We start from the raw sequence: 23,177 nt of genomic DNA, 5'->3' as shown, positions 1-23,177 counted from the left end.
GGGCGCCAAAAACGGAGGCGATCTCGATGACCCAGGCGATGGACCCGACCTTCTACCGCACCGCCGCCGACGCCATCGCGGCACCGCCCGAGAAGCTGGCGTATGTGGTGGCGTTCGACCGCGAGGCCGAGCGGCCAGACGCGCTCACCGTGGTCGACGTCGACCCGGCGTCCGGTGACTACGGCCGCGTCGTGGGATGGGCGGACCTGCCGACCCGCGGCGACGAGCTGCACCACTTCGGCTGGAACGCCTGCAGCAGCGCGTTCGCGCACGCGGGCCACCATACCGACGGGCTGCAGCGGCGCTACCTGCTGCTGCCGGGGCTGCGGTCGTCGCGGCTCCATGTCTTCGACACTCACCCCGACCCTGCGCAGCCGACGTTTGTGCGTTCGATCGACGCCGCCGAACTGGCGGCGAAAGCGGGCTACTCCCGGCCGCACACGCTGCACTGCGGTCCCGACGGAATCTTCCTGTCCTGCCTGGGAAGCGCCGACGGCGACGGCGGTCCGGGCGGCATCGCACTGCTGGACCACGACAGCTTCGACGTGCTCCGCGCGTGGGAGACCGACCGCGGCCCGCAGTACATGGCCTACGACGCGTGGTGGCACCTGGGGCAGAACACGCTCATCACCAGCGAGTGGGGCACCCCGTCGATGATCGAGAACGGGCTGCAGCCGGACCTGCTGCTCGCCCACAAGTACGGCCACGCCATGCATTTCTGGGATCTCGCGGAAGGCCGCCACCTACAGACCGTCGACCTGGGCGAGCAGCACCAGATGGTGCTGGAGCTGCGGCCATCCCACGACCCGCAGGCCACCTGGGGGTTCGCCGGCGTGGTGATCAGCACCGAGGACCTGTCGGCGTCGGTGTGGCGCTGGCACCGCGACGGCGACCGCTGGACGGCCGACAAGGTGATCACCATCCCGGCCGAACCGGCCGAGGCAGCAGCGTTGCCGCCCGCACTGCAGCCGTTCGGGGCGGTGCCGCCGCTGGTCAGCGACATCAACCTGTCCGTCGACGACCGCTTCCTTTATGTCGCCTGCTGGGGCACCGGGGACCTCAAGCAGTACGACGTGTCCGACCCGGCACACCCGATCCAGACCGGCTCGGTCCGGCTGGGCGGGATCACCGCCCGGGTCGCGCACCCCGCGGCGCCATCGCAGCCGCTGGCCGGCGGCTCGCAGATGGTCGAGGTGAGCCGGGACGGCACGCGGGTGTATATGACGAACTCGCTCTACGGGGCGTGGGACGACCAGTTCTTCCCGGACGGCGTGGGCGCGTGGATGGCGAAGCTGGACACCGACCCGAACGCCGGCGGCGGGCTGCGCATCGACGAGCGGTTCTTCCCGCACGGCGAGGACTTCCGGGGGCTACGGGTGCACCAGGTGCGGTTGCAGGGCGGGGACGCCTCGTCGGACTCCTACTGCTACCGCTGAAAACACAACGGAGAGCCGGTTCACTCTGCGCCTACCGCGCGAAAGTTCGAGTGGCGTGCGCGGTGAACGCAGAATGAACGAGAAGCTAGCCGCGCTCTGCCGCTGCCTGCTGGCGGGACACCACGTGGGTGACCGGAATCGGATAGGTCGAGCGCGCCTTCTCGACGAGGCCGAGTCGCAGCCAGGACGAGCGGCCTTCGGCGATGACCAACTGATCCGGGTGGAAGCCGTCCACCGCACTGGACAACGCGCGCAGCGGTCGGTAATCGCCGAGTTCCCCGTCGGCGCGCAAGCCGAGGCCGCGCATGACGGTCAGGATGGTGTCGAGGCGTCGGTACGCCGCCCGAACGGTCGCCCCCAGCACGTACACCGGGCCGGTGCTCTCGGCTTGGCCGGTGTCCACCGGGCTCGCCGGAACGCAGACAAAGTACTGGGCGCGCTGTTGGGTGTCGACGCGCCGCAGCACATCGTAAAGCTCACTGCCGGAAACGTTCTTGTTGGCCAGCACCAACACGCGGGTGGCCTTGCCGCTGGGAGGTGGTTCGGCGTCGGGTCGGTCAGGCCCGCGCCACCACTTGGCGCCGAAGTACAACACCAACACGACCGACCAGGACAACAGGCCCAGCCACAACTGGTCGCGCGCGTCCTCGTCGAAAACCATCTGTACGAGCACCGCAACGATTCCGGCACAGGTGAGGATCGACAAAGTCGGGAAGCACCACATCTTCACCCGCAGCTTTTCCGGTGCGGTCCGGCGACGCAAGACAATCTGAGAAAGTGTGATCAGCACGTACACGAAAAGGACGACGGCGCCCGAAGATTCCAGTAAGAAGTTGAACACGGTGTCCGGGGCGATCCACGCCATGATGACCGACAGGAAACCCACCACCGACGAGAACAAGATGGCGATATACGGGACTCCGCGCCGGCCGACCTTGACCAACTGGAGCGGCGCTTCACGGTGGGCGGCGAGCACGAACAGCATGCGAGATGCCGTGTACAGGCCCGAGTTCAGACAGGACAGCACCGCAGTCAGGATCACCGCGTTCACGATGTGACCCGCGGCGGGGATTCCCATCACCGTGAGTGCTGCGATGTAGGGCGAGACACCGGGTTCGAGTGAATTCCAGGGCAGGATGACGGCGAGCAGAAACACCGAACCCACGTAGAAGATCAGGATGCGAACGACGACGGTGTTGGTCGCGCGCCGCACGGCGCGCGCCGGATTCGGGGTTTCGGCGGCGGCGATCGTGGCGACCTCGGCGCCGACCATCGCCGAAACCACCACTGCGGCGGCGCCTACGACGCTCCCCACCCCGTGCGGGAAGAAACCACCATGCGCGGTGAGGTGGCCGAAATCCATGTGACGACGTGGCCACATGCCGGTGACGAAGAGTGTGCCCATACCGATGAAGATCACGACGGTCGCGACTTTGATTCCGGCGAACCAGAATTCGAACTCCCCGAACGATGCCACCGAGAACAAATTGGTCGCGGTCATCGTCAGCATCAGGATCAATGACAGCACCCACAGCGGCGCATCGACCCAGTAGGTGAGAACTTTGCCGCCGGCGACGGCCTCGAACCCGACCACGATCACCCAGAAGTACCAATACAACCAGCCGACCGAGAACCCCGCCCAACCACCCAAAGCTTGCCGCGCGTAGTCGGCGAACGACCCGGTCGACGGGTTGGCGGTGGCCATTTCGCCCAGCATCCGCATTGCGAGCACGATCAACACTCCGCATAGCGCATAGGTCACGAATGTGGCGGGACCGGTCTCACTGATGACGACACCGGAACCGATGAACAAGCCGGCGCCGATCACACCGCCGATCGCGATCATATTGAGGTGCCGCTGCGACAGTCCGTGGCGCAACGTTGACGAGGTGCCCACGCCCGACCGGGTCGGTGTCAGCAGCATGACCGGACGCTAACATCCGTCAGCGCCGCAGAGCCTGATTGAGAGCGGGCGGCGCGGCGGAGGTTCGCCGGGGCAACGTCAATCACACCGGCGCGGCGCGCAGCGCGGCGGGCAGGCTGGGCAGGAAGTGCTCGGTGCCGAACGCGCGCAGGTCGTCGGCGCTGACCAGCGGTTGGCGACTCGGCAGCAACAGCACCACCGCCGCGTAACGCAAGATGGTCTCGGCCAGTTCGTCGACCGCTTCGGCGCCGATGCGTTCGGCGAAGCCCTCCGGGAAGATGACCCGCAGCGCTGCCGCCATCCGCTCGACCGCGGCACCCCAGTGCTGCTGGGCCAGCTCGATCATCAGGCCCGGCTCGTCGGCGATCATCCGGGTGAGCACCCGGTGCTGCCGAAACCGCATGATCGCGCACGTGAACGCCTCGACGTAGTAATTGGATTGCGGCCGACGGCTTTTCAACTCCTCGGCGATGTCGGCGAACAGAGTCGCATTCTCCCGGTCGATGACGGCGGCGACCAGCTCGTCGCGGTTGGCGAACCGGCGGTAGATGGTGGTGCGGCTGACCCGGGCGCGGCGGGCGACGTCGTCGAGCGCCACCCGGCGAAATCCGTGCCGTTCGAACTCGACGACGGCCGCGTCGAGAATCGCACGGGTGGCGGCGTCAGCCCCGGGCGTAACTGGCACAGGCAAACCTGTTGTAACGCAAGCGCATTGGCAGATGCTCCCACAACCAGTTGACCGGCCGCGACCGCCACACCGCAGCGAAGCGCTGGTATCGACGCTCGTGGCGCTCACTCCAGCGCAGGCCCAGCAGAGCGCGGGCCTGCGGCGGCAGACCGCCGGTCGTCAGAAACGCCGCAACCGGGTTGAACACCACCGCGATCACCCGCCACAGCAGCGGCGGGACCCCCTTCGGGCACGGGAATCCCTTGGTGACGTAACCGATGCCGTATTTGGCGGTCGGGTGCGCCACGACGACACTGTCGAGCATATCGTCCCAGTACCGCTGGAATTCGGCGTGATCGGCCGGCATCGACCGATCACTGACACCGTAGCGGCGATACCACGTCTTGGACTCGAGGTAGATCTGCTGTTTCTCCTCCTCGGTGAGGCGTTTGACGAAGGTGTCGGCGAAATACAGCACCTGCTCGACGAAGGTGGCGTGCGCCCAGTAATAGGTCTCCGGATCCAGTGCGTGGTAGCGGTTCCCGTTCGGCATGTCGCCTTTGATCTCGTGGTGGAAGTCGCGCACCTGCTGGCCCGGATGGTCGCGGTCGGAGCCGTAGACGGTCATGAAGATCGGTGGCAGCGAGCGTTTGACCCGGGCGGCGGTATCGCTGAAGAACACCGAGTGATCCAGCACGCCCTGGCCGAGTTCGGCCAGCATGTTTTGCAGCACCGCGGGCCGCGGCCCGATCAGGAACATGCGGTTGTCGCCGAAGTAGCGCCACACCAAAGACTGCGGGCCAAGTGGCAGGGCGTCGGCAGCGGGTTCGGTGAGCTCGGTCATGTGCAACAGTGTTACATATTCTGACCTTTGTACCAAAAGTGGGGCCGGGGCGGCCGGCCGACCGTAACGGCACGGCGAAAATCAGCGACGAAATCCGCCGTAGCGTTACGCTCGCGGACCCCAAGCGAGCGCGCAACAAGCTGGCGGCCAGCCGGGGCGGCGGAGAGTCACGGTGTCATAACTGATCCGGCGTGGCTATCGCAGCTATAGCCATTCGACCAGGCATGATGTCGCTCATGCCTGAGCTGTCCCGTCGCGCTGTGCTGCGCTTGGGTGCCGGTGCGACCGTCGGGGCGGCCGGTGTGTGGACGTTGAGCGCCTTGCTGGGACCCACCGAAACGCCGGCGACACCGGCTCCGTTCGAACCGCCGGCAGGTAGCACCGTGCCGACCCGGCTGTCCGGCTCGTTCGTTTCGGCAGCCCGCGGGGGCGTCAAAACCAACTGGGTCATTGCCCGGCCGCCCGTTCAAACGACGGCGTTGCGCCCGGTGATCGCGCTGCACGGCAAGGGCGGCACCGCGAACACGGTGACCGACCTCGGTGTCGAAAACGCCCTTGCCCAGCTGGTCAAGGAGGGGCATCCACCGTTTGCCGTGGTGGGCGTCGACGGCGGCGACACCTACTGGCATCCGCGGGCTTCGGGGCAGGACTCGGGTGCCATGGTGCTGGGCGAGCTGTTGCCGATGCTGTCGACCATGGGCTTGGACACCTCGCGGGTGGCGTTCATGGGCTGGTCGATGGGCGGCTACGGGGCGCTGTTGCTGGGCTCCCGGCTCGGTCCGCAGCGAACCGCGGGCATCTGCGCGGTCAGCCCGGCGCTGTTCACGTCCTACACCGCCAGCACCCCCGGCGCATTCGACAGCTACGACGACTGGGTGCGCAACTCGGTGGTCGGGCTACCGGCGCTGTCGTCGATTCCGCTGCGGGTCGACTGCGGCACCAGCGACCGCTTCTACCCGGCCACTCGCCAATTCGTCGCGCAACTGCACACACCACCTTCAGGTGGGTTCTCGCCGGGCGGCCACGACGTATCGTATTGGCGTCAACAACTGCCCGAGGAGCTGGCGTGGATGGCGTCGTGAGTCGGCGCCGGCCGACGACGTGTCACTACCCGGCCGACAACTTCACGACCCGACTGTTGCCGGTGTCGGTGACGTACACCGCGCCATCCGAACCCACCACCACCGCGGCGGGGCTGATGATGCCGGTAAACGGCACTACCTGCTGATCGCTGGATCCGGCGGCCACCTTCACGATTCGGTTGTTGCCGGCGTCCGCGACGTACACAGTCCCGGCGGCATCGACGGCCACGGCGCTGGGGTTCAACAGCCCGGTGAACGGCAATGCCTGCTGAGTGCCCGACCCCGCCGGCAGCTTCACCACCGCGTCGTAGGCGTACTCGGCGACGTATACGCTGCCGTCCGAATCGACCGCCACCCCGTCGGGACCGTTGAGGCCGGTGAACGGCAACACCCGCTGCGCGTTCGAGTCGGCCACCAACTCCACCACCCGATTGTTGCCGTAGTCGCCGACGTAGACGTTGCCGTCCGAATCGACCGCCACCCCGATCGGGTTCTGTAAGCCGTTGAGCGGCAACACTTCCTGATCGGTTGACCCCGCAGCCAGCTTGACCACCCGACTGTTCTGGGCGTCTGCGACGTACACGCTGCGCACGCTATCGACGGCCACCTGAAGCGGCCCGTTGAGGCCGGTGAACGGCAACGTCTGCTGGGTGGTCGAACCGGCCGCCAACTCGAGCACCCGATTGTTGCGTTCGTCGACCACGTAGACGTTTCCCGCGGAATCAACCGCCATACCGTTGGGTTCGTTGAGGCCGCTGAACGGCAGCACGGTTTGGACGGGCGCCGCCCGCTGGTGGTGTTCGGCCGGCTGCACCGGCGTCGGGGTGTCGTCGCCGGAGTTGTAGACGATGACCCCGACGATGACGCCCGCGGCCACCACAACGACCCCGGCCAGCGCCGGCAAAAGCCGACGCCACGATGGTGGGCGCGACGGCGCCGGGCCGACCTGGGGCGGCCGACCGGCGGGTGCCATCAGCCAGGCGGGCCGGGTTTCCGCCACCGGCGCAGGCAAGTCCATGCCCGGGTACCCGGCGTAGCGGTGTGGTTCGGCGATGACGCGGGCCGCGTCTGCGGCCAATGCGCCGCAGCTGGGGTATCGGTCGTCGGGATTTTTCGCCAATGCGCGGCCAAACACCGCGTCCCAGCCGGGTGACAACTCGGGCCTGATCGCCCCGGGTCGCGGGACCGGCAGCACCAGATGCGCCCGCATCAGTTCCGCCATTGACGAGCCGGCATATGGTATTTGCCCGGTCAGCAGATGAAACAGCGTGCAGCCCAACGAATACACGTCGGTCCGCGCATCCAGCGCCCGCCCTTCGAACTGCTCCGGCGCGGCGTACTGCAGACTGGCCACCATCATTCCGGTCTGCGTCAGATGCGTCGTCTCCGTCAAAGCCTTGGCGATCCCGAAATCGGCCAGCAGCACCCGTCCGCGGCGGTCCCGGCTGTCCCGCTCGAGCAGAATGTTGTCGGGTTTCACGTCCCGATGCAGCACACCGTTGCGGTGGGCGTAGTCGAGCGCCTTCGCGGTTTCGGTGACGATGAACACCGCCCGGCCGGCAGCCATCGCGCCACTGTTGCCGATCGCGTCGCCGGCGCTGGCGCCGTCGACGTATTGCATCGCGATCCAAAGCTGGTCGCCCTCACGTCCCCGGTCGTGGACGTCGACAATGTTGGGGTGTTCGAGCCGGGCCACCTGCTCGGCCTCCAACTCAAACCGCGAGCGCACATAATCATCACGGGTCAGCTCGGGGTGCAACAGCTTCAGCGCCACCCGGCGAGGAAGGCGCGGATGCGCCGCCAGATAGACGGTGGCCATCCCACCGGCACCGAGCACGCGATCGATCGTGTAGCCGGCGAATACCTCACCCGGCGCCAACGTTGAACGCCCGACCACGCCCTGACCACCTCACTGGACCGCGCACCTCACCCATCATCAAACTCGGGGAAACCACGATCGTCTCGGTTTCGACTCGAAAAGCGGCCCGTTACGCTCGGCGGAAACGCTTCAGGATGGCCTGGTCATGGCATTGACGTTGATACCCTACCGGGTATCTGCGGACTGGGTCACCGATCGTCGCAGCCGGGCGGCCCCGACCACCGCCAGCACACCGACGACCGTCGCCAACAACAGCGTCACCAGCAACAGCGGCGGGTCATAGGCCACCGACGTGGTGGCCGGCTGGCCATCGGTGACCGGCGCGACCGAGACGGTGGACCGCACCCCCGACCAGGCCAACGCGCAGCCCAGTACCGCGGCGCAGGCCAACCCGAGCTCGACGGCCGCCCGGCGGTGGGCCTTCACCAGCGCGACCCGGCGTCGTCGTCCTCGCCGTCGACTTCCGGGGAGGGCGTGAACGGGCCGACGCGCTCCTCGACCAGCGGGGTCAGTGCCGCGCGCAGGTGGCGATGCCGTCGCGCCCAGGCTTGCGCGGTGCGGCCATGGGTGAGCCGTAACCCGATGCCCACCCGGCCCTTCGGCACCCCGGTCAGTTCGCCGAGCGCGCGGGCGGATTGCCAGCGCTCCAGCTCCTCCTCCGACACCTGCGGACGCTCGGCTTCGGGGTACACCTGCACGATCTCAGCCACCTTGATGGTCTCGGTGCCATGGCGCAGCGTCTCGGGGGTCAGTTCGACCGAGGTGTGGATCCGGGCGGCCTTCACCTGCAACCCCACGAACCCCGACACCAGTACCAGAAACACCAGCGGGACCAGCGGCTGCCAACCGTAACCGCTGGTTTTCTCGATCATCAGCATGGCCGCCCCCGCCAGCGGGCCGGCCAGCATCCAGTACCAGCTGGCACCGACTTCGTAGAACAACCGGGCCGGTTCGGTATCCGTGCCTGCGGTCACCGGCTCAGCCTAATGGGCGTGCCCTGCTCACGGGGTCGGGGTGGGCGTCGCCGGGGTATCCCACGGCCCGGGTCCGGGTGCGGCATGATGGCATCCGGTCGCGCCTTTGATGCTCATGAGAGGTCGGTAGGGGGCCGGCGGGTTGTTGATGATGAACTCCGGGTAGCCGTGCTCGCGGGGCAGCGTGCCGCGCACCGACTGACCGGGTGTCACATCGATCTTCTCGGCGTGGTGCGCCCGCAGGACATCGGCCACCGCAGCGACCACGGCATTGCGCTCGGCGCCCGATGGGGGCGCCGGCGCAGTCCACCCGGGCAGTTCGTAAATGGTTCCGGTCAGAAATGTAAACGGCGGGCCGCAGTCGGACTGGCCGCCGTGCGCGCCAGGCGTGGCCGACCAGTGCGTCGCCGGATATGCGCGCTGCACCGCCTCGCGCATGTCCGCGGCGACCGCGATCAGATCGTTGGCCGCATCCTGCAACGAATCACGTTGGCTCAATTGATTTTCCAGCACCGTCGCCGACGGATCCCCCGGACGCGGCCAGGGATACGGATCATAATGATGACAGGCCGAAACTGCGACGGCGGCGGTCATCGCCAGGATCCCCACACCGCGTCGACGTCTCACCTCAGTTACCTGTCTTCGTGGCGCCCGCAACGCCGGATAACACCGCTGCCAGGTTATACCCCGACATTCGCAACTTTTGGTGATTGCCGGTGGCGTCATCGCGAGGGTATTCGGAGTGCCCGCTGGCGGCTGCCCGCTGCTCGCCGAGCATCGGATCGGTGCCTGACGACGTCGACAACCGGGTGATACCGGAAATTTGATTTGGGGTGTCGCCGAAGAACTGGTCGTGGTCGCCTTGTCCGCTGAACAAGTCGATCACGCCCAGCGCGCCCAATGGCGCAAGCGGCGGCACCAAAATCAGCGGAAGGAGTCCCGCCCCGATCTCAGGTGCGCGTTGCACCCAGGCAATCGGGTCGCCGACCGCCTGCTCGTAGTAGGCATGACCGCCCGGGGCCAGGTGCAGACCGTCGACGTTACCCAGTTCCAAGCCGGGCGAACCGTAGAAGACGACGTCCTTCACCGGGCTGCCCTCTTGCAACGCCAGGCTGGTGACCAGCGATCCGTACGAGTGCCCGAACGCGGTGATCTCCTGGTGCGGGTTCTCGGTGGTGGCGGTCAACCCGTGGAAGAAGCTGTTGAGATGCGGCGCGGCCGCGCGCGCCAGGACATCACCGTCGACCACCCGCAGATCTCCCATCGACGACGGCGGTTCGTAGCCCACCCACGCGATGGTCGCCACCGAATTCGGATCGAGGTCCCCCGCGCTGGTGAGAATCTCTCTCGTCGTGTGCCTCAGATTGGTTGCCTCGTCGGCCATCCCGGGCAGGCCGGCGGCGTTGGTGGCGACCCCGCCGACGGTGACGCCCACGTGCGCGGCGTGGTCGACATCCCCGATCCCGACTGCGCCAAAGACGTGGCGGCGGTTGGATGTGGTGTCCAACAACATCAGGCTGCGGCGGTCGCTTCTGTCGATGGTCCTGGGCGTTCCGTCCGGGTTCTTCGGGTACAGGGCGTTCTGAATGCCGAGCAGATCGTCGAGCCGGGACTGGGCGTTGGCGCATGCGAGGTCAAGGTCGCCGGGTGTATAGGGCGGGTAGCTGCCGCCGTGTGTTCGCGCATAGTCCGAACCGAAGTTTTCCTGCTTGCTCGTGGCGGCCGCGAGTGTCGCTTGTGCGACGGCGATTTCGTGAGGCAGCCGGATGCGGTTGGCGGCATCTCGGATGTCGGCCGGGATGCCGTCGCGGTCCAGCATCGCTGGGCTGGTGGCGAGGTAATCCGTCTGCTGTTGCGGGGTCAGGCCGTCCCACCACTGCTTGACATCGGCGCGCGACACGCTGCCGGGTGGAGGGTTGGGCAGCTTTGGCCGGGGCGTGCCGGTCGGGCCGTCGGTGGTGGCACCCTCGGCGGTTTCGATCGCGGTGGCCAGATCGCGGTCGGCTGCCTGCGCGTCGACGAGCAGTTGCTTGACGCGGCCCGCCAGTTCGGGCATGACGGCTCGCCGGTGATCGAGTTGGCTGACCGTGAGCACCGCGGTTTTCCCGGACAGCGTGCCGCTCCGGCTGTCGATGCGCAGGAAAGCCTGGTCGGCGTCGGCTCTGATCATCGACAGCCGGTATTTGATGTCGACGACCTCGGCCGACGCCGTCTTTGCCGCGGCGGCGATGCGCCTGCACTGCTCGGCGTGTTCGCCCAGGGCCACTTTGATCCGTTGCGCGGATTGGCGCGCCGCTTCGGCGGCCTCCCCGTTCCATTGGACAAACGACAACAGGTCGCCGACGGTGTCGGCGGTGGTTTGAGCACCCTCGGCGCGAGAGCCTGCAGCGTTGAAAACCTGGTCGATCGCCCCGGCGTCCCAGCTGTCGATATCAGCGAGCGTGATCGTCATCGACGAGGTTCAGCTTTGCGGCATTGACCCGGTCCATCCCGACGAACATCGACGTCGCCGCGTACAAGCCGTCGTGGTGATCGTTGAGCAGTCGGTGGTGTCCCGCGGCGTCGGACTGCCAGTGGTCAAGCAGCGCCGACAACGCCGCGCCGGACCGACCGACCCAGCCGGCCTCGGCATCCCACGCTTGTAACTGCGTCAAAGCGTAGGTGCCGGCTAACTCTTCATGGTGCGCACGCCCGACTGCCGCGGCCTGGTAGACCTGCTCCGGCACGATGTCGAGACCGTCCACAACCACCGCCGATCAGCGACGACAACCAGTAGCCCGGATGCTAAGCCGCCCGCCGCCGGCCCCACAATTCAGCCATGCACAGTGCTCGACGACGATGCGCAGTCAGCCGCGGGCAGCAAGCACCTCGATTCGGCAAGCCGGGCCGGGTGCCCGGGCGAGCCGGGCGGTGTCGGCTACGACCTCAAACAGGTAGGACGCGTCAACAACCAGCATTGGGCCACTCGCCGCGCCACTCGTCCAACGTCGCCAATACCTCGGCCGTCGACACCGCGGAGGGTCGGCGCCCAACGCGGGCCAGCCACTGTGCGACCGAGGGCCGCGCTGCTAATCGAACCGCCTCCCGACGCAGCAGCTCGGGGACCGTGATCCCTTCTTCCCCGGCGCGACGCAGCAAGGCCGCATACACCTCGTCATCGATGTCGCGGATCTGAACGGTCTTAGGCATATATGCATGGTGCCAGTTCTCAGCGCGTGAAGTAGGCGTGGGCGTCGCGGCGGTGCAGCAGGAACATGCCCCCGGCGATCAGCACCGACCCGACGATGCCGGTGACTGCACAGGTCATCGCCGCAACCGGTGGCCAGTCCACGCTGAACAACCGGATCATGACGTAGACGACCGTGGCGATGCCACCGCCACTCAATACGGTTCGTGCCCACCGGTAACCGGCCCGCATCAGGATCAGGAAGGCCACCACGATTGCGCACACCACCGCCGCGAAGAGCCCCGCCGCCACATAGACCAGCGCGGACCCTCGGCCGGCACCCGTGCCGATCAGGTCTACGACGTAGCCGATCACCATCAGCGGCACAGCCGCCACCCACAGCCAAAACCCGGTGTCGACGTCCACCGGCCGGGTCGGCGGCTCCGGTGGGCGGGGCGGTGCGGGCGCGCCCGGCGGCGTGCTCGGCCAGCTCGGCGGTCCGCTCACGACAGCCACCCTGCCGCCTCGGCGGCCCAGTAGGTCAGCACGATGTCGGCACCGGCGCGACGGATACTGGTCAACGACTCCAGCACGGCGGCGCGCTCGTCGATCCAGCCGTTGGCGGCCGCGGCAGAGATCATCGCGTACTCGCCCGACACCTGGTAGGCAGCGACCGGCACCGGCGACATGTCGGCCGTGGCGGCCACTACGTCGAGGTAACCCAGCGCGGGTTTGACCATCACGATGTCGGCGCCCTCGTCAAGGTCCAGTTCGACCTCGCGCAGGGCCTCGCGGGTATTGCCGGGCTCCTGCTGGTAGGTGCGGCGGTCACCGGACAGGCTGCTGCTCACCGCCTCGCGGAACGGACCGTAAAACGCCGACGCGAACTTCGCGGCGTACGCGAGGATCACCACGTCGGTGTGTCCGGCGCCGTCCAATCCGTCCCGGATCGCGCCGACCTGGCCGTCCATCATCCCGCTCGGCCCTACCACATGAACGCCGGAATCAGCCTGTGCCACAGCTAAATCCACATACCGAGTCAGCGTGGCGTCGTTATCGACCCGGCCACGCTCGTCGAGCACGCCGCAGTGCCCGTGGTCGGTGAACTCGTCGAGGCAGGTGTCGGCCATCAGCACGGTGGCCTCGCCTAGGTCTTTGCTCAGATCACGCAACGCGACGTTGAGGATGCCGTCGGGATCGGAGCCGGCCGACCCGAGCGCGTCCTTGTCCTCCTCGCGGGGCACCCCGAACAGCATCAGCCCGCCCACCCCGGCGGCCACCGCGTCGGCGGCGGCGCGGCGCACCGAGTCGCGGGTGTGCTGTACCACGCCCGGCATCGACGCGATCGGCCGCGGGTCGCGGCAGTCGGCGACGAACATCGGAAGCACCAAGTGCCGTGGCTCGACCGACGTTTGCGTCACCAGACGGCGCATCGCCGGGCTGGAGCGGAGCCGACGCGGGCGCTGCCGGGGGTAGGCCATTAGCGCCTGCGGCTCTTCTTACGCGGCGGCGGCAGCACACCCTCGGCGCGCAGCCGCGCGGCATGCTCCGCCAGCGCCTCGATCAACGGGCCCACCGCGGCGGTGTCCGGCTGCACGTCGACCCGCAACCCGAACTCGGCGGCGGTCTCGGCGGTCTTGGGCCCGATGCAGGCGACGATGGTCCGCGCGTGCGGCTTGCCGGCGATGCCGACCAGGTTGCGCACCGTCGAGCTGGACGTGAAACACACCGCGTCGAACCCGCCGGTCTTGATCATCTCCCGCGTTTCCGCCGGCGGCGGGGCGGCTCGCACCGTCCGGTAGGCGGTGACGTCCTCGATCTCCCAGCCGCGTTCGCGCAGCCCCTCGGCCAACGTCTCGGTGGCAATGTCGGCGCGCGGCAGCAACACTCGATTCACCGGATCGAAAATGCTGTCGTAGGGCGGGAATTCGTCCAGCAGCCCCAACGAGGACTGCTCACCGGACGGCACCAGTTCCGGACTGATGCCGAACGCGCGCACCCGGTCGGCCGTCGCCTCGCCGACACAGGCGATCTTCACCCCGGAGAACGCGCGGGCGTCCAGGCCGAACTCGCCGAACTTCTCCCACACCGCGCGCACCGCGTTGGTGGAGGTGAACACCACCCACTCGTAGCGGCCGTCGACCAGACCTTTGACCGCGCGTTCCATTTGCGCGGGGCTGCGCGGCGGCTCAACGGCAATGGTCGGCACCTCGATCGGCAACGCGCCGTGCGCGGTCAGCCGTTCGCTCATCTCGCCGGCCTGCTCCTTGGTGCGTGGAACCAGCACGGTCCAGCCGTACAGCGCGCGGCTTTCCCACCAGTTCAGCTTGGTCCGATTGGCCACCGTCTTGCCGATCGTGACCACGACCGGGCCGGTCAACGGTCCGGCCGGGTCGGTGCCACCCAGCGCGGCCGAATCGGCCAGCCCCGCCAGCGTGGTCTCCACCGAGCGCTGAGCGCAGGAGGTGCCGTTGGCGGTCACCACGCACGGTGTCGTGTCGGCCAACCCGTACTCGATCAGCATGCGCGCCGCGTCGGCCACGTGTGACGCGGTGGCCTGCAGGATCAGCGGACCCGGCCCGGCGGCCAGCGCCGCCCAGTCGTCTTCTTTGAGGTTGGCGCGCACGTCGGCAACGGTGTGCGACGAGCCCACCGGCAGCCCGGCATACGTCGGCACCGCGGAACTCGCCGCCAGGCCGGGCACGATCTCGAAATGCAGGTGGCTGCGCGCCACGGCGTTGACCTCGGTGATCACCGCGTCCACCGACAGCGGATCACCGGCCACCAGGCGCACCACGTCGGTGCCCGAACGCGCTTCGGTGGTCAGCGTTTTGGCCACCTCGGCCGGTTCGCCCAGCGCCGGGCGGATGTCGGGTCCGACCGACACCACGGGCGGCTCGGTGCCATCTTGGGCCGCGTCAGCCGGTTCGGCCGGCCCGGACACCGGCGGCAGATCCTTGCCGATCAGGGCCAGCACCGGCTCCGGCACGTCGGGATCTGTGAACACCAGGGCAGCATTCGCCAGCGCCGCAGCAGCCCGCGTCGTCAGCAGACTCGGGTCCCCCGGGCCAGAGCCCACAAACGTGATGCGGCCCGGCTTTGGCTTACGCCCTCGCCCGCTTACCTGACGAGCCATGTGCTACTCCCACCTCTTTTTCACCGCGTACGGGGTCCCTACCGCCCACCCGACATGAGTTCCCGTGCGCCCAGCGCGAACAGCTCCGCGGCCACCGAGAGCCCCAACTCTCGTGCCCGAGCCGGGCTGCCGGTGCCGGACGCGCGAATCACGTCGGATCCGTCCAGCGCTGCCACGCAGCTGCGCAGCGACAGCTCCTCGAAGACATGTGAGTCGTCTTCGCCGATGGACTCGACCACCTCAGCGATCGCGCCCACCGGCGCGGAACAACCCGCCTCCAGTTCGGCGAGCAGGGCACGTTCGGCGGTGACCGCCGCGCGGGTGTCGGCGTCGTCGAACTCTGCCAACAGTGCGGCCAGGCCGGTATCGCCGGCGCGGCACTCGACCGCCAGCGCGCCCTGAGCCGGTGCCGGCAACATCTGCACCGGCTCCAGCGTCTCGGTGACGTCGTCGAGTCGGCCCAGCCGGGCCAGACCCGCCCGGGCCACCACGATCGCGTCGAGATCACCGCTACTTACCCTGTTCAACCTGGTATCTAGGTTGCCTCGTAGGGGGCGGATTTCCAAACCGAGACCCAATGCTCTAAGCTGTGCGGCCCGCCGTGGCGACGAGGTGCCCACCAGCGAGCCTGCCGGTAACTCCGCCAGCGCCAGCCCGTCGCGGGCGACCAGCGCGTCGCGGGGGTCCTCGCGGGGCGGTACCGCCGCGACCACAAACCGCGGATCGTCGGCGGTGGGCAAATCCTTGTGCGAGTGCACCGCTACGTCGACGCGTCCGTCCTCGATGGCCTCCCGCAACGCGGCGGTGAAGACACCGACCCCGATCGTGGCGATCGGCTCCGACGAACGGTCGCCCTCGGTTCTGATCGTCACCAGCTCCGCGGGGTGACCGCCCGCGATCAGGGCGTCGCGGACACCACCGGCCTGAGTGGTGGCCAACAGGCTGCCCCGCGTGCCTATCCGGATCACGTCGGTCAAGCGGCTACTCGTTGGAATCCGTTGGGACAACGGGTAATTCGCCCGCGGTGGCAACGGCGTCGACGGCGGTCTGGTCGAGTTCGAACAGCTCGCGCAGGGCTTCGGCGTAGCTGTCTCCGCCGGGCGCGCTGGCTAATTGCTTGATCCGCACGGTCGGTGCGTGCAGCAGCTTGTCCACCACTCGTCGCACGGTGTGGGCCACCTCGTCACGCTGGGCGGTATCGAGCCCCGGCAGCCGGTTGTCCAGGCGGAGCAACTCGGCCTCGACGACGTCGGCGGCGCGCTGACGCAGCGCGGTCACCGTCGGGGTCACCTCGGCCATGCGTTGTCCGGCCAGGTAGCTGGCGACCTCGGCGACGACGATGTGGCGAGCCGCGTCGACGTCGGCGGCCGCGGCCCGCGCCGACGGCTCGCGCTGCACCCGGTCCATGTCGACCACCCACACGCCGGGCAGCCCGGCCACCGCCGGATCCACGTCGCGCGGCATGCCCAGATCGCAGATCACCAGCGGCTGGGCCGATTCGTCGCGGCGGCCCGCGGCCAGCGCATGGTGCACGTCGGCCAGCGACACAACCGGGCGCACCGCGCCCGTGCAACTGACCACCACATCGGCGTCCGCCAGTGCACTGGCCAGGCGGTCGAGGGTGAGCGCGTCGGCTCCCGCACCGGATTCGCGGATCTTGCGGGCCAGTCGCTGCGCTCGGTGCAGTGATCGGTTGACGACGTGAACGTCCCGGACACCGGCCCGGGTCAGGTGGGCCGTCGTCAGGGCGCCCATCGCCCCGGCGCCGATCACCGCGGCGGTCTTGCCGGCCAGCCCAATTCCACCCAGTTTCTCAGCGGCCATGCCGAGCGCCACCGACACCACCGACGTCCCGGCGGCGTCGATCGCGGTTTCGCTATGCACCCGCTTGCCGACCGCCAGTGCGCGCTGGGCCAGTTCGTGCAGTACCCGCCCGACGGTGCGGTTGGCCTCGGCGGTGGCGTAGGCGCGGCGCACCTGGCCGAGCACCTGCTGCTCACCGAGCACGGCCGAATCCAGGCCGCCGGCGACGGCGAACAGGTGCTCGACGGCGGCTTCGCTGTAGCGGACGTACGCGTATTTGGTCAGATCACCCAGCGACATGCCGGAGTGCTCGGAGAGCACCTGGCCGATCACCGACAGACCGCCGTGGAAGGCGTCGACGACGGCGTAGACCTCGACCCGGTTGCAGGTGGACAGCACCATGGCCTCGGTGACCAGCGGCGACTGCAGCACCTGATCGACGATCTTGATCTGGTCGGATTCGTCGGTGGACAGTTGTTCCAGGACGGAAACCGGCGCGCTGCGGTGGGAGACCCCGAAAAGCAGGACGCTCACGGCTGAATCACCTGGCCTGCTCCCTTGCTTTCACCAGTGAACGAACTGACATCCACGGTAGTCGGTTACCAGGTGGGCCACCAAATTTGCTTGGTTATGCGTCCTGCTCACCCATCGTGCGGTTTCGTCCGCGACTCGCCGGTGATCGCGGATGAACCCGCACAGTCGTTGCGGCCGCCCGGCCCGCATCGTCACCGGGTGGCCAGATCCGCCCGCAGCCGGGCTTCGTCGACCTCCCAGTAACTGTGCTCACGGCCGTCGAGCAGCACCACCGGCAGCCGGTCGCCGAACTGGGCGCGCAGCCCCGGATCACCGGCGCCCGCCGCGGCGTCAACGTCGGTGGCCGACAGGTCGAACCCCAGTTCCGCGGCGAGTTCGGCAAGCTGCGCGTACACCCGCGCGCAGATCGCGCAGCCGTCGCGGGTGAGCAGCCGGACCTGGGGACGGTTCACGGTGCCAGTCTGACACCGGCCCCGCGCCATGAGGTTGTGCCTTCGCTAACACGGCGACTTCGCCGAACACGCCGCAATCCCAGGCCGGATAGGGTTGAACCGTGATGGTGTCTTTCGACCCGGGCGGCACAGATCCCGGTCGCGTCGACCCCGAAACACTGGCCGGCGACGCTAGTGCCGAACGCGCGCTCGACGGCCTGTACGGCGGGGCCGCGCTCGTTCCCGAGCAGCCGCCGGTCGATTTGACCGCGGCGGCGTTCTTCGACGTCGACAACACCTTGGTGCAAGGCTCGTCGCTGGTGCATTTCGGCCGAGGCCTGGCCGCCCGCAAATACTTCACCTATCGCGACGTACTCGGATTCGTCTATGCGCAAGCCAAGTTTCAGCTCAGCGGCCGGGAGAGCAGCAACGACGTGGCCGCCGGCCGGCGCAAAGCTCTGACGTTCATCGAGGGTCGGTCCACCGCGGAGCTCCAAGCCCTGGGCGAGGAGATCTACGACGAGATCATTGCCGACAAAATCTGGGCCGGCACCCGGGACCTGGCTCAAATGCACCTCGATGCCGGCCAACAGGTGTGGTTGGTCACCGCCACCCCTTACGAACTCGCGGTGACCATTGCCCGCCGACTCGGGTTGACCGGCGCGCTGGGCACGGTCGCCGAATCGGTCGACGGTGTCTTCACCGGCAGGCTGGTCGGCGAACTCCTGCACGGCACCGGCAAAGCCCACGCGGTGCGCTCGCTGGCGATCCGGGAAGGGCTCAACCTCAAGCGCTGCACCGCCTACTCCGACAGCTACAACGATGTGCCGCTGCTGTCGCTGGTGGGCACCGCGGTGGCCATCAACCCCGACACCCACCTGCGCAACCTGGCCCGCAAGCGCGGCTGGGAAGTCCGCGACTTCCGGACGGCCCGCAAGGCAGCCCGGATCGGCGTCCCGTCGGCGCTGGCCCTGGGTGCCGCCGGCGGCGCCCTGGCTGCAGCCGTGTCGCGTCGCCACGAGCGCGGGCTAACCAGCAATCACTGATAAGCTGCGCCGCTGAAGACCTGCAAGAATGGAGAGCAGCGCATGTCAGTGCCCGAAGGCGCCGAAGAGCTCATCGGAACGCATTACCGCTTCCCGGACTACTTCGAAGTCGGGCGCGAAAAGATCCGAGAGTTCGCGGTTGCGGTCAAAGACGACCACCCCATGCACGACAGCGAGGCCGCCGCCGCCGAGGGAGGCTACCCGGTGGCGCTGGCGCCGCTGACCTTCGTGGCGATCGCCGGGCGGCGAGTCCAGTTGGATGTCTTCACCAAGTTCGACATCCCGATCAACATCGCCCGGGTGATCCACCGCGACCAGAAGTTCACCTACCACCGGCCGATCGTGGCCGGTGATCGGCTCTACTTCGACACCTACCTGGACTCGGTGATCGAATCCCACGGTACGGTGGTCACCGAGATCCGCAGCGAGGTCACCGACGCCGCTGGGGACCCGGTGATTACCAGCATCGTCACCATGCTCGGGGAGTCGGCTCATCAGGACGCCGACACCACCCGCGCGGCGCTGGCCGCAATTGCTTCCATCCGAGGCGGTACCTAGTGGCAGCCGCTATCGAGCAGAGAGACCCGGGCCGATGTCTGCCGACCTGACGCCGCACTTCGACAAAGTGCAGGCGCATTACGACCTGTCCGACGACTTCTTCCGGCTGTTCCTCGACCCCACGCAGACCTATAGCTGCGCCTACTTCGAGCGCGACGACATGACGCTGGAAGAGGCGCAGATCGCCAAGATCGACCTTTCGCTGGGCAAACTGGACCTGCGGCCCGGCATGACGCTGCTCGACATCGGCTGCGGCTGGGGCGCGACACTGCGGCGCGCCATCGAGCGCTACGACGTCAACGTGATCGGCTTAACGCTGAGCAAAAACCAGGCCGCCCATGTGCAGCGGTCGTTCGACGAGCTGGACAGCCCGCGCTCCAAACAGGTGCTACTGGAAGGCTGGGAGCAGTTCCGCGAGCCGGTGGACCGGATCGTGTCGATCGGCGCGTTCGAGCACTTCGGATACGACCGCTACGACGACTTCTTCACGACGGCCTACCAGGCGCTGCCACCCGACGGGGTGATGCTGTTGCACTCGATCGTGAAGCCGAGCGACGAGGAGTTCGCCGAACGCGGCCTGAAATTGACGATGAGGCTGCTGCGGTTCGTCAAGTTCATCATGGAGGAAATCTTTCCCGGCGGCTATTTGCCGAAAGCGGCTGAGGTCGAGGAGCACGCCACCAAGGCAGGCTTCGAGGTCGCCCGAGTGCAACCGCTGCGATTGCACTACGCCCGGACACTGGCTACCTGGGCGGCGGCACTGGAAGCCCGCAAGGACGAGGCCCTGGCGATCCAGTCGCACGAGGTCTACGACCGGTACATGAAGTATCTGACCGGCTGCGCCGACCTGTTCCGCAACGGCTACACCGACGTTTGCCAGTTCACCCTGGTCAACTCAGCGGCCTAGCTTGCGCCCGGTGGCCGTCGCCGGACTTCAGCCGAACAACATGTTGCGCCGCCCGGCCAGCAGCCGGTACAGGGTCTGCTGGATGGTCTCGCGCACCTGATCGGTCAGCTCGAAGGTGACCATCGGGTCATCGGCGTCGGCGGTGTCGTAGCCCGCGGTCGGGATCGGCTCACCGAACGCGATGTGCCATTTCGACGGTAGCGGCACCAGCCCAGCCGGGCCGGCCAGCGGAAACAGCGGGGTGATCGGGAAGTAGGGCAGGCCGAACAGCCGGGCCAGCAGCTTGACGTCTGCCAGCATCGGGTAGATCTCCTCCGACCCGACGATCGAGCACGGCACGATCGGCGCCTTGGTGTGCAGCGCCGCTGACACGAAGCCGCCGCGGCCGAACCGCTGCAGCCGGTAGCGGTCCTTGAACGGCTTGCCCAGGCCCTTGTACCCCTCCGGGAACACCGCGGTGAGCTCGCCGGCTGCCAACAACCGGTGTGCGTCGGCGGTGCAGGCCATCGTATGCCCGGCCTTTCGGGCGGCTTCGCCGATCACCGGCAGGTCGAACACCATGTCGGCGGCCAGCAGCCGCAGGTCCCGGTGGGCCGGATGCTTGTCGTGCACCGCCACCGAGGTCATCAGCCCGTCGAGCGGCAGCACCCCGGCGTGGTTGGCCACCACCAGCGCGGCACCGGTTTTCGGCAGATGCTTGATGCCGCTGACCTCGACCCGGAACCACGACTTGAAGAAGAACCTCAGCAATGGCCGCACGATCGCGTCATTGAAATGCGGATCGAACCCGAACTCGTCGACGTTGTAGTCGCCGGTCAGCCGCTGACGCAGAAACTCGGCAACTGCTGCCACCCATTGCGCCAATTCGTTGCCGGGCGCTTCGGCCGCCGACTTGCCGCCGGCGCCCCGACGGCGCTGATCGATCTCACGGACGACCGCCGCGATCTGCTCGGCCGATGCCCGCGCGCCGGAGTCAGAGAGCAGCGAAGGATGTTGACGCGACGCCTGCGATCGCTGGCCGGCACGTCGCTGGGCTGCTGCACGGCCTGGATTCGTATGCAGCGGAATGACTTTCGCTCTGTTTTCACCCGCCACGATAACTACCTAGCCCCCACCCCATGGAATTGGTTTCCAACTGCCGAAGCGCTGCGCTGCTGCCACGGCCCGACCCTCCATGGAGAGTACCAACTCCGGTCCGATAATGGGAGTCAAGCCTCGGCCGCGCACGTAATCGTCGAACGCTTCGGCCGTCGTCCACTTGGGGTGGTAGCCGAGCATTTCGCGCATTCTGCTGGTGTCCATCACCCGCCCGTAGCTGAGGTAGTCGAGTTGCTCGCGGTTGAGTTCGGCGTAGCGATTAGCCCGTCTCAGCGAATCGAGTGCCCATAGCCCGAGTCCCGGCACCGGCAGCGGGATCCTGCCCGCCCTCCGGATCGCCTGCGACAGCATGATGATGCCCTCGGCGCCGACGTTGAAAGTGCCGGCCTTGCCGGCCATTGCCGCGCGCTCCAGCGCACCCAACGCGTCCTGCTCGTGCAGCAACTGCAACCGGGCGTCACGGCCGAAGACGGTTGGGACCAGTGGCCCGGCCAGGTATCGCGACAGCGTGGTGTCCATCGCCGGGCCGATCATGTTGGCCAGCCGCAGAATGGTCACCGTGATATCGGGGCGGCGGCGGCCCAGACCGCGCACGTAGCCCTCGATATCGAGGCTGTCCTTCGGGAAGCCCGCACGGAATGGACGGCGGCTGTTGCTGTCTTCGGTGAACCGCACCGGATCGTGGGCATTGGACCCGTAGACCTCAGAAGTGGACTTCAGCACGACGCGGCGCACCGACGGCGCCTTCTGGCAGGCCGCGAACAGTTGCATTGCGCCCATCACGTTGATTTCCTTCAACGCCGCACCACCGCCCGACCGCGGCGCATACGACGCCGCCGCCGCGTGCACCACGGTGTCGACATCGCCGTTTCGGATCACCTTCGCGATAAACGGGTTGCGGATGTCCGCGCGGACGAATTCGGCGCGGCCCATTCGGCGCAGCATGTCCTTGCTGGGCGCCATTGCGTCCACGGCGATGACCCGGTTGATCAACGGGTTCTGTACCAGCCGCGCGGTCAGGTACCCGCCCAGAAACCGGCACGCGCCGGTGACCAGCACGACCTTGGGGTAATGCACGGTATCGCTGCCCGTGCCACGCGTCCCGATTCCCGACCCGGCGCCCGGTTGACCACCCGACGAATCCACTCCGACAGCCTAACGACGCTCAGCTACCGCGGCATTACCGGCGAGTGCCGGTCGATGTCCGTCGCATTACTTACCGAGTTTTCTGCGCTGCACCCGGGTGCGGCGAAGCAGCTTGCGGTGCTTCTTCTTCGACATCCTCTTGCGCCGCTTCTTGATAACTGAACCCATAACTCCACTATCTGTGTGGCCGTGCAACAACCCGGCCACTCTACCGTTACTGACGAAGTTGGCCATTGTTGGCCATTGCCGGGGTAACGGTTGCCCGGTCCGGTAGCCGCGTTCTTGTCCGGCCGGGCGGGCGAGATTCGGTTCCTGGCATCCCTGGTCGGTGGCGGCTATCGGTCACCCTCTGGTTGTCGGACATGGCCTGGTCGGTAGCTCTCCCGGGGCGATCCTCCGGTCGCGTGCGGGTCACACCTTTCCGTCGCCGTGCCTTGTGGCCTTGGGCGCGACGCCCGATCACGGTGGCTGCTGCCTGGTGTCGGGTGACGTTTTCATACGGCTTGCGCCAGTGCTGCTCCCCCCAGGCGCTGGTATAGGCGGGGT

23 protein-coding genes and 1 pseudogene are annotated in these 23,177 nt (G+C 67.7%); 5 read left to right on the top strand and 19 right to left on the bottom strand.

Annotation, left to right across the window (positions count from 1 at the left end; all coding sequences use genetic code 11):
• Positions 1-26 precede the first annotated feature (26 nt).
• Positions 27-1,436 (top strand): selenium-binding protein SBP56-related protein, encoded by a 1,410-nt coding sequence (locus ACRDTL_RS08010; RefSeq protein WP_431506174.1) that lies wholly within the window; start codon positions 27-29, stop codon positions 1,434-1,436.
• Positions 1,437-1,521: 85 nt separating this feature from the next.
• Here the strand turns inward: ACRDTL_RS08010 and ACRDTL_RS08005 are convergent, their stop codons facing one another.
• From ACRDTL_RS08005 to ACRDTL_RS07995, 3 genes are all read right to left on the bottom strand, one after another.
• Positions 1,522-3,333: an amino acid permease gene (locus ACRDTL_RS08005; RefSeq protein WP_431506181.1), complete on the bottom strand. Its 1,812-nt coding sequence runs from the start codon at positions 3,331-3,333 to the stop codon at positions 1,522-1,524.
• A gap of 109 nt (positions 3,334-3,442) precedes the next feature.
• On the bottom strand, positions 3,443-4,045 hold the full coding sequence (locus tag ACRDTL_RS08000) for a TetR/AcrR family transcriptional regulator (RefSeq protein ID WP_431506173.1): 603 nt from the start codon (positions 4,043-4,045) through the stop codon (positions 3,443-3,445).
• A complete protein-coding gene (locus ACRDTL_RS07995; protein WP_431506172.1) occupies positions 4,023-4,871 on the bottom strand; it encodes an oxygenase MpaB family protein in 849 nt (282 codons plus the stop codon). Before ACRDTL_RS07995 ends, ACRDTL_RS08000 begins: the two co-directional genes overlap by 23 nt.
• 224 nt (positions 4,872-5,095) lie before the next feature.
• Here ACRDTL_RS07995 and ACRDTL_RS07990 point away from each other — a divergent pair, with 224 nt between their 5' ends.
• The gene (locus tag ACRDTL_RS07990; protein WP_431506171.1) at positions 5,096-5,953 is read left to right on the top strand and encodes an alpha/beta hydrolase; all 858 of its coding nucleotides are present in this window, start codon (positions 5,096-5,098) and stop codon (positions 5,951-5,953) included.
• Between the two features lie 25 nt (positions 5,954-5,978).
• On the opposite strand, the gene ACRDTL_RS07985 is transcribed toward ACRDTL_RS07990, so the two are convergent.
• The 13 genes and pseudogenes from ACRDTL_RS07985 to ACRDTL_RS07925 form a co-directional block, all read right to left on the bottom strand.
• Positions 5,979-7,850, bottom strand: a complete 1,872-nt coding sequence (locus tag ACRDTL_RS07985) for a protein kinase domain-containing protein (RefSeq protein ID WP_431506170.1) — start codon at positions 7,848-7,850, stop codon at positions 5,979-5,981.
• A 147-nt stretch (positions 7,851-7,997) separates the two neighbouring features.
• Positions 7,998-8,258, bottom strand: a complete 261-nt coding sequence (locus ACRDTL_RS07980; protein ID WP_431506169.1) for a hypothetical protein — start codon at positions 8,256-8,258, stop codon at positions 7,998-8,000.
• Positions 8,255-8,806: a DUF3093 domain-containing protein gene (locus ACRDTL_RS07975; RefSeq protein ID WP_431506168.1), complete on the bottom strand. Its 552-nt coding sequence runs from the start codon at positions 8,804-8,806 to the stop codon at positions 8,255-8,257. Before ACRDTL_RS07975 ends, ACRDTL_RS07980 begins: the two co-directional genes overlap by 4 nt.
• A 27-nt stretch (positions 8,807-8,833) precedes the next feature.
• Positions 8,834-9,433 (bottom strand): LppA family lipoprotein, encoded by a 600-nt coding sequence (locus ACRDTL_RS07970; protein ID WP_431506167.1) that lies wholly within the window; start codon positions 9,431-9,433, stop codon positions 8,834-8,836.
• Position 9,434: 1 nt separating this feature from the next.
• Positions 9,435-11,258 carry an alpha/beta hydrolase gene (locus ACRDTL_RS07965; RefSeq protein WP_431506166.1) on the bottom strand — a complete coding sequence of 608 codons (1,824 nt, stop codon included), beginning with the start codon at positions 11,256-11,258 and terminating at the stop codon, positions 9,435-9,437.
• Entirely contained in the window at positions 11,239-11,556 is a 318-nt protein-coding gene (locus tag ACRDTL_RS07960) for a WXG100 family type VII secretion target (RefSeq protein WP_431506165.1), read from the bottom strand. Before ACRDTL_RS07960 ends, ACRDTL_RS07965 begins: the two co-directional genes overlap by 20 nt.
• 193 nt (positions 11,557-11,749) lie before the next feature.
• The gene (locus ACRDTL_RS07955) at positions 11,750-11,995 is read right to left on the bottom strand and encodes a hypothetical protein (protein WP_431506164.1); all 246 of its coding nucleotides are present in this window, start codon (positions 11,993-11,995) and stop codon (positions 11,750-11,752) included.
• 19 nt (positions 11,996-12,014) lie between these two features.
• Positions 12,015-12,479 carry a hypothetical protein gene (locus tag ACRDTL_RS07950; protein ID WP_431506163.1) on the bottom strand — a complete coding sequence of 155 codons (465 nt, stop codon included), beginning with the start codon at positions 12,477-12,479 and terminating at the stop codon, positions 12,015-12,017.
• Positions 12,476-13,453: a porphobilinogen synthase gene (hemB, locus tag ACRDTL_RS07945; protein ID WP_431506162.1), complete on the bottom strand. Its 978-nt coding sequence runs from the start codon at positions 13,451-13,453 to the stop codon at positions 12,476-12,478. The genes ACRDTL_RS07950 and hemB overlap by 4 nt, the downstream gene beginning before the upstream one ends.
• Entirely contained in the window at positions 13,453-15,108 is a 1,656-nt protein-coding gene (locus ACRDTL_RS07940) for a uroporphyrinogen-III synthase (protein ID WP_431506161.1), read from the bottom strand. Before ACRDTL_RS07940 ends, hemB begins: the two co-directional genes overlap by 1 nt.
• A pseudogene (gene hemC, locus ACRDTL_RS07935) lies at positions 15,077-16,076 on the bottom strand (hydroxymethylbilane synthase). The gene ACRDTL_RS07940 and the pseudogene hemC overlap by 32 nt, the downstream one beginning before the upstream one ends.
• A 13-nt stretch (positions 16,077-16,089) precedes the next feature.
• Positions 16,090-17,445 (bottom strand): glutamyl-tRNA reductase, encoded by a 1,356-nt coding sequence (locus ACRDTL_RS07930; RefSeq protein ID WP_431506160.1) that lies wholly within the window; start codon positions 17,443-17,445, stop codon positions 16,090-16,092.
• Between the two features lie 191 nt (positions 17,446-17,636).
• On the bottom strand, positions 17,637-17,897 hold the full coding sequence (locus tag ACRDTL_RS07925) for a glutaredoxin family protein (RefSeq protein ID WP_431506159.1): 261 nt from the start codon (positions 17,895-17,897) through the stop codon (positions 17,637-17,639).
• A 104-nt stretch (positions 17,898-18,001) separates the two neighbouring features.
• Between ACRDTL_RS07925 and ACRDTL_RS07920 the strand changes: the two genes are divergently transcribed.
• From ACRDTL_RS07920 to ACRDTL_RS07910, 3 genes are read left to right on the top strand one after another with little or no spacing between them, the layout of a single operon-like run.
• Positions 18,002-18,922: an HAD family hydrolase gene (locus tag ACRDTL_RS07920; RefSeq protein ID WP_431506180.1), complete on the top strand. Its 921-nt coding sequence runs from the start codon at positions 18,002-18,004 to the stop codon at positions 18,920-18,922.
• 42 nt (positions 18,923-18,964) lie between these two features.
• Complete coding sequence (locus ACRDTL_RS07915; protein WP_431506158.1) at positions 18,965-19,480, top strand: FAS1-like dehydratase domain-containing protein; 516 nt, start codon at positions 18,965-18,967, stop codon at positions 19,478-19,480.
• Between the two features lie 34 nt (positions 19,481-19,514).
• Positions 19,515-20,387, top strand: coding sequence for a cyclopropane mycolic acid synthase family methyltransferase (locus tag ACRDTL_RS07910; RefSeq protein ID WP_431506157.1), 873 nt, complete (start codon positions 19,515-19,517; stop codon positions 20,385-20,387).
• A 27-nt stretch (positions 20,388-20,414) separates the two neighbouring features.
• On the opposite strand, the gene ACRDTL_RS07905 is transcribed toward ACRDTL_RS07910, so the two are convergent.
• From ACRDTL_RS07905 to ACRDTL_RS07895, 3 genes are all read right to left on the bottom strand, one after another.
• Entirely contained in the window at positions 20,415-21,482 is a 1,068-nt protein-coding gene (locus ACRDTL_RS07905; RefSeq protein ID WP_431506156.1) for a lysophospholipid acyltransferase family protein, read from the bottom strand.
• A 9-nt stretch (positions 21,483-21,491) separates the two neighbouring features.
• Positions 21,492-22,631 carry an SDR family oxidoreductase gene (locus tag ACRDTL_RS07900; protein ID WP_431506155.1) on the bottom strand — a complete coding sequence of 380 codons (1,140 nt, stop codon included), beginning with the start codon at positions 22,629-22,631 and terminating at the stop codon, positions 21,492-21,494.
• A 66-nt stretch (positions 22,632-22,697) separates the two neighbouring features.
• The gene (locus ACRDTL_RS07895; RefSeq protein WP_003402602.1) at positions 22,698-22,799 is read right to left on the bottom strand and encodes a 30S ribosomal protein bS22; all 102 of its coding nucleotides are present in this window, start codon (positions 22,797-22,799) and stop codon (positions 22,698-22,700) included.
• Positions 22,800-23,177 lie beyond the last annotated feature (378 nt).

Origin of the sequence: Mycobacterium sp. (assembly GCF_050700595.1) — a bacterium.
Taxonomy (GTDB): domain Bacteria; phylum Actinomycetota; class Actinomycetes; order Mycobacteriales; family Mycobacteriaceae; genus Mycobacterium.
This window is presented reverse-complemented; position numbering and strand designations above follow the sequence as displayed.

Coding starts and splice junctions, on each gene's coding strand:
- ACRDTL_RS07895 (WP_003402602.1), bottom strand. CDS start 22,799: ATGGGTTCAGTTATCAAGAAGCGGCGCAAGAGGATGTCGAAGAAGAAG.
- ACRDTL_RS07995 (WP_431506172.1), bottom strand. CDS start 4,871: ATGACCGAGCTCACCGAACCCGCTGCCGACGCCCTGCCACTTGGCCCG.
- ACRDTL_RS07965 (WP_431506166.1), bottom strand. CDS start 11,258: ATGACGATCACGCTCGCTGATATCGACAGCTGGGACGCCGGGGCGATC.
- ACRDTL_RS07990 (WP_431506171.1), top strand. CDS start 5,096: ATGATGTCGCTCATGCCTGAGCTGTCCCGTCGCGCTGTGCTGCGCTTG.
- ACRDTL_RS07920 (WP_431506180.1), top strand. CDS start 18,002: ATGGTGTCTTTCGACCCGGGCGGCACAGATCCCGGTCGCGTCGACCCC.
- hemB (WP_431506162.1), bottom strand. CDS start 13,453: ATGGCCTACCCCCGGCAGCGCCCGCGTCGGCTCCGCTCCAGCCCGGCG.
- ACRDTL_RS08010 (WP_431506174.1), top strand. CDS start 27: ATGACCCAGGCGATGGACCCGACCTTCTACCGCACCGCCGCCGACGCC.
- ACRDTL_RS07940 (WP_431506161.1), bottom strand. CDS start 15,108: ATGGCTCGTCAGGTAAGCGGGCGAGGGCGTAAGCCAAAGCCGGGCCGC.
- ACRDTL_RS07915 (WP_431506158.1), top strand. CDS start 18,965: ATGTCAGTGCCCGAAGGCGCCGAAGAGCTCATCGGAACGCATTACCGC.
- ACRDTL_RS07910 (WP_431506157.1), top strand. CDS start 19,515: ATGTCTGCCGACCTGACGCCGCACTTCGACAAAGTGCAGGCGCATTAC.
- ACRDTL_RS07955 (WP_431506164.1), bottom strand. CDS start 11,995: ATGCCTAAGACCGTTCAGATCCGCGACATCGATGACGAGGTGTATGCG.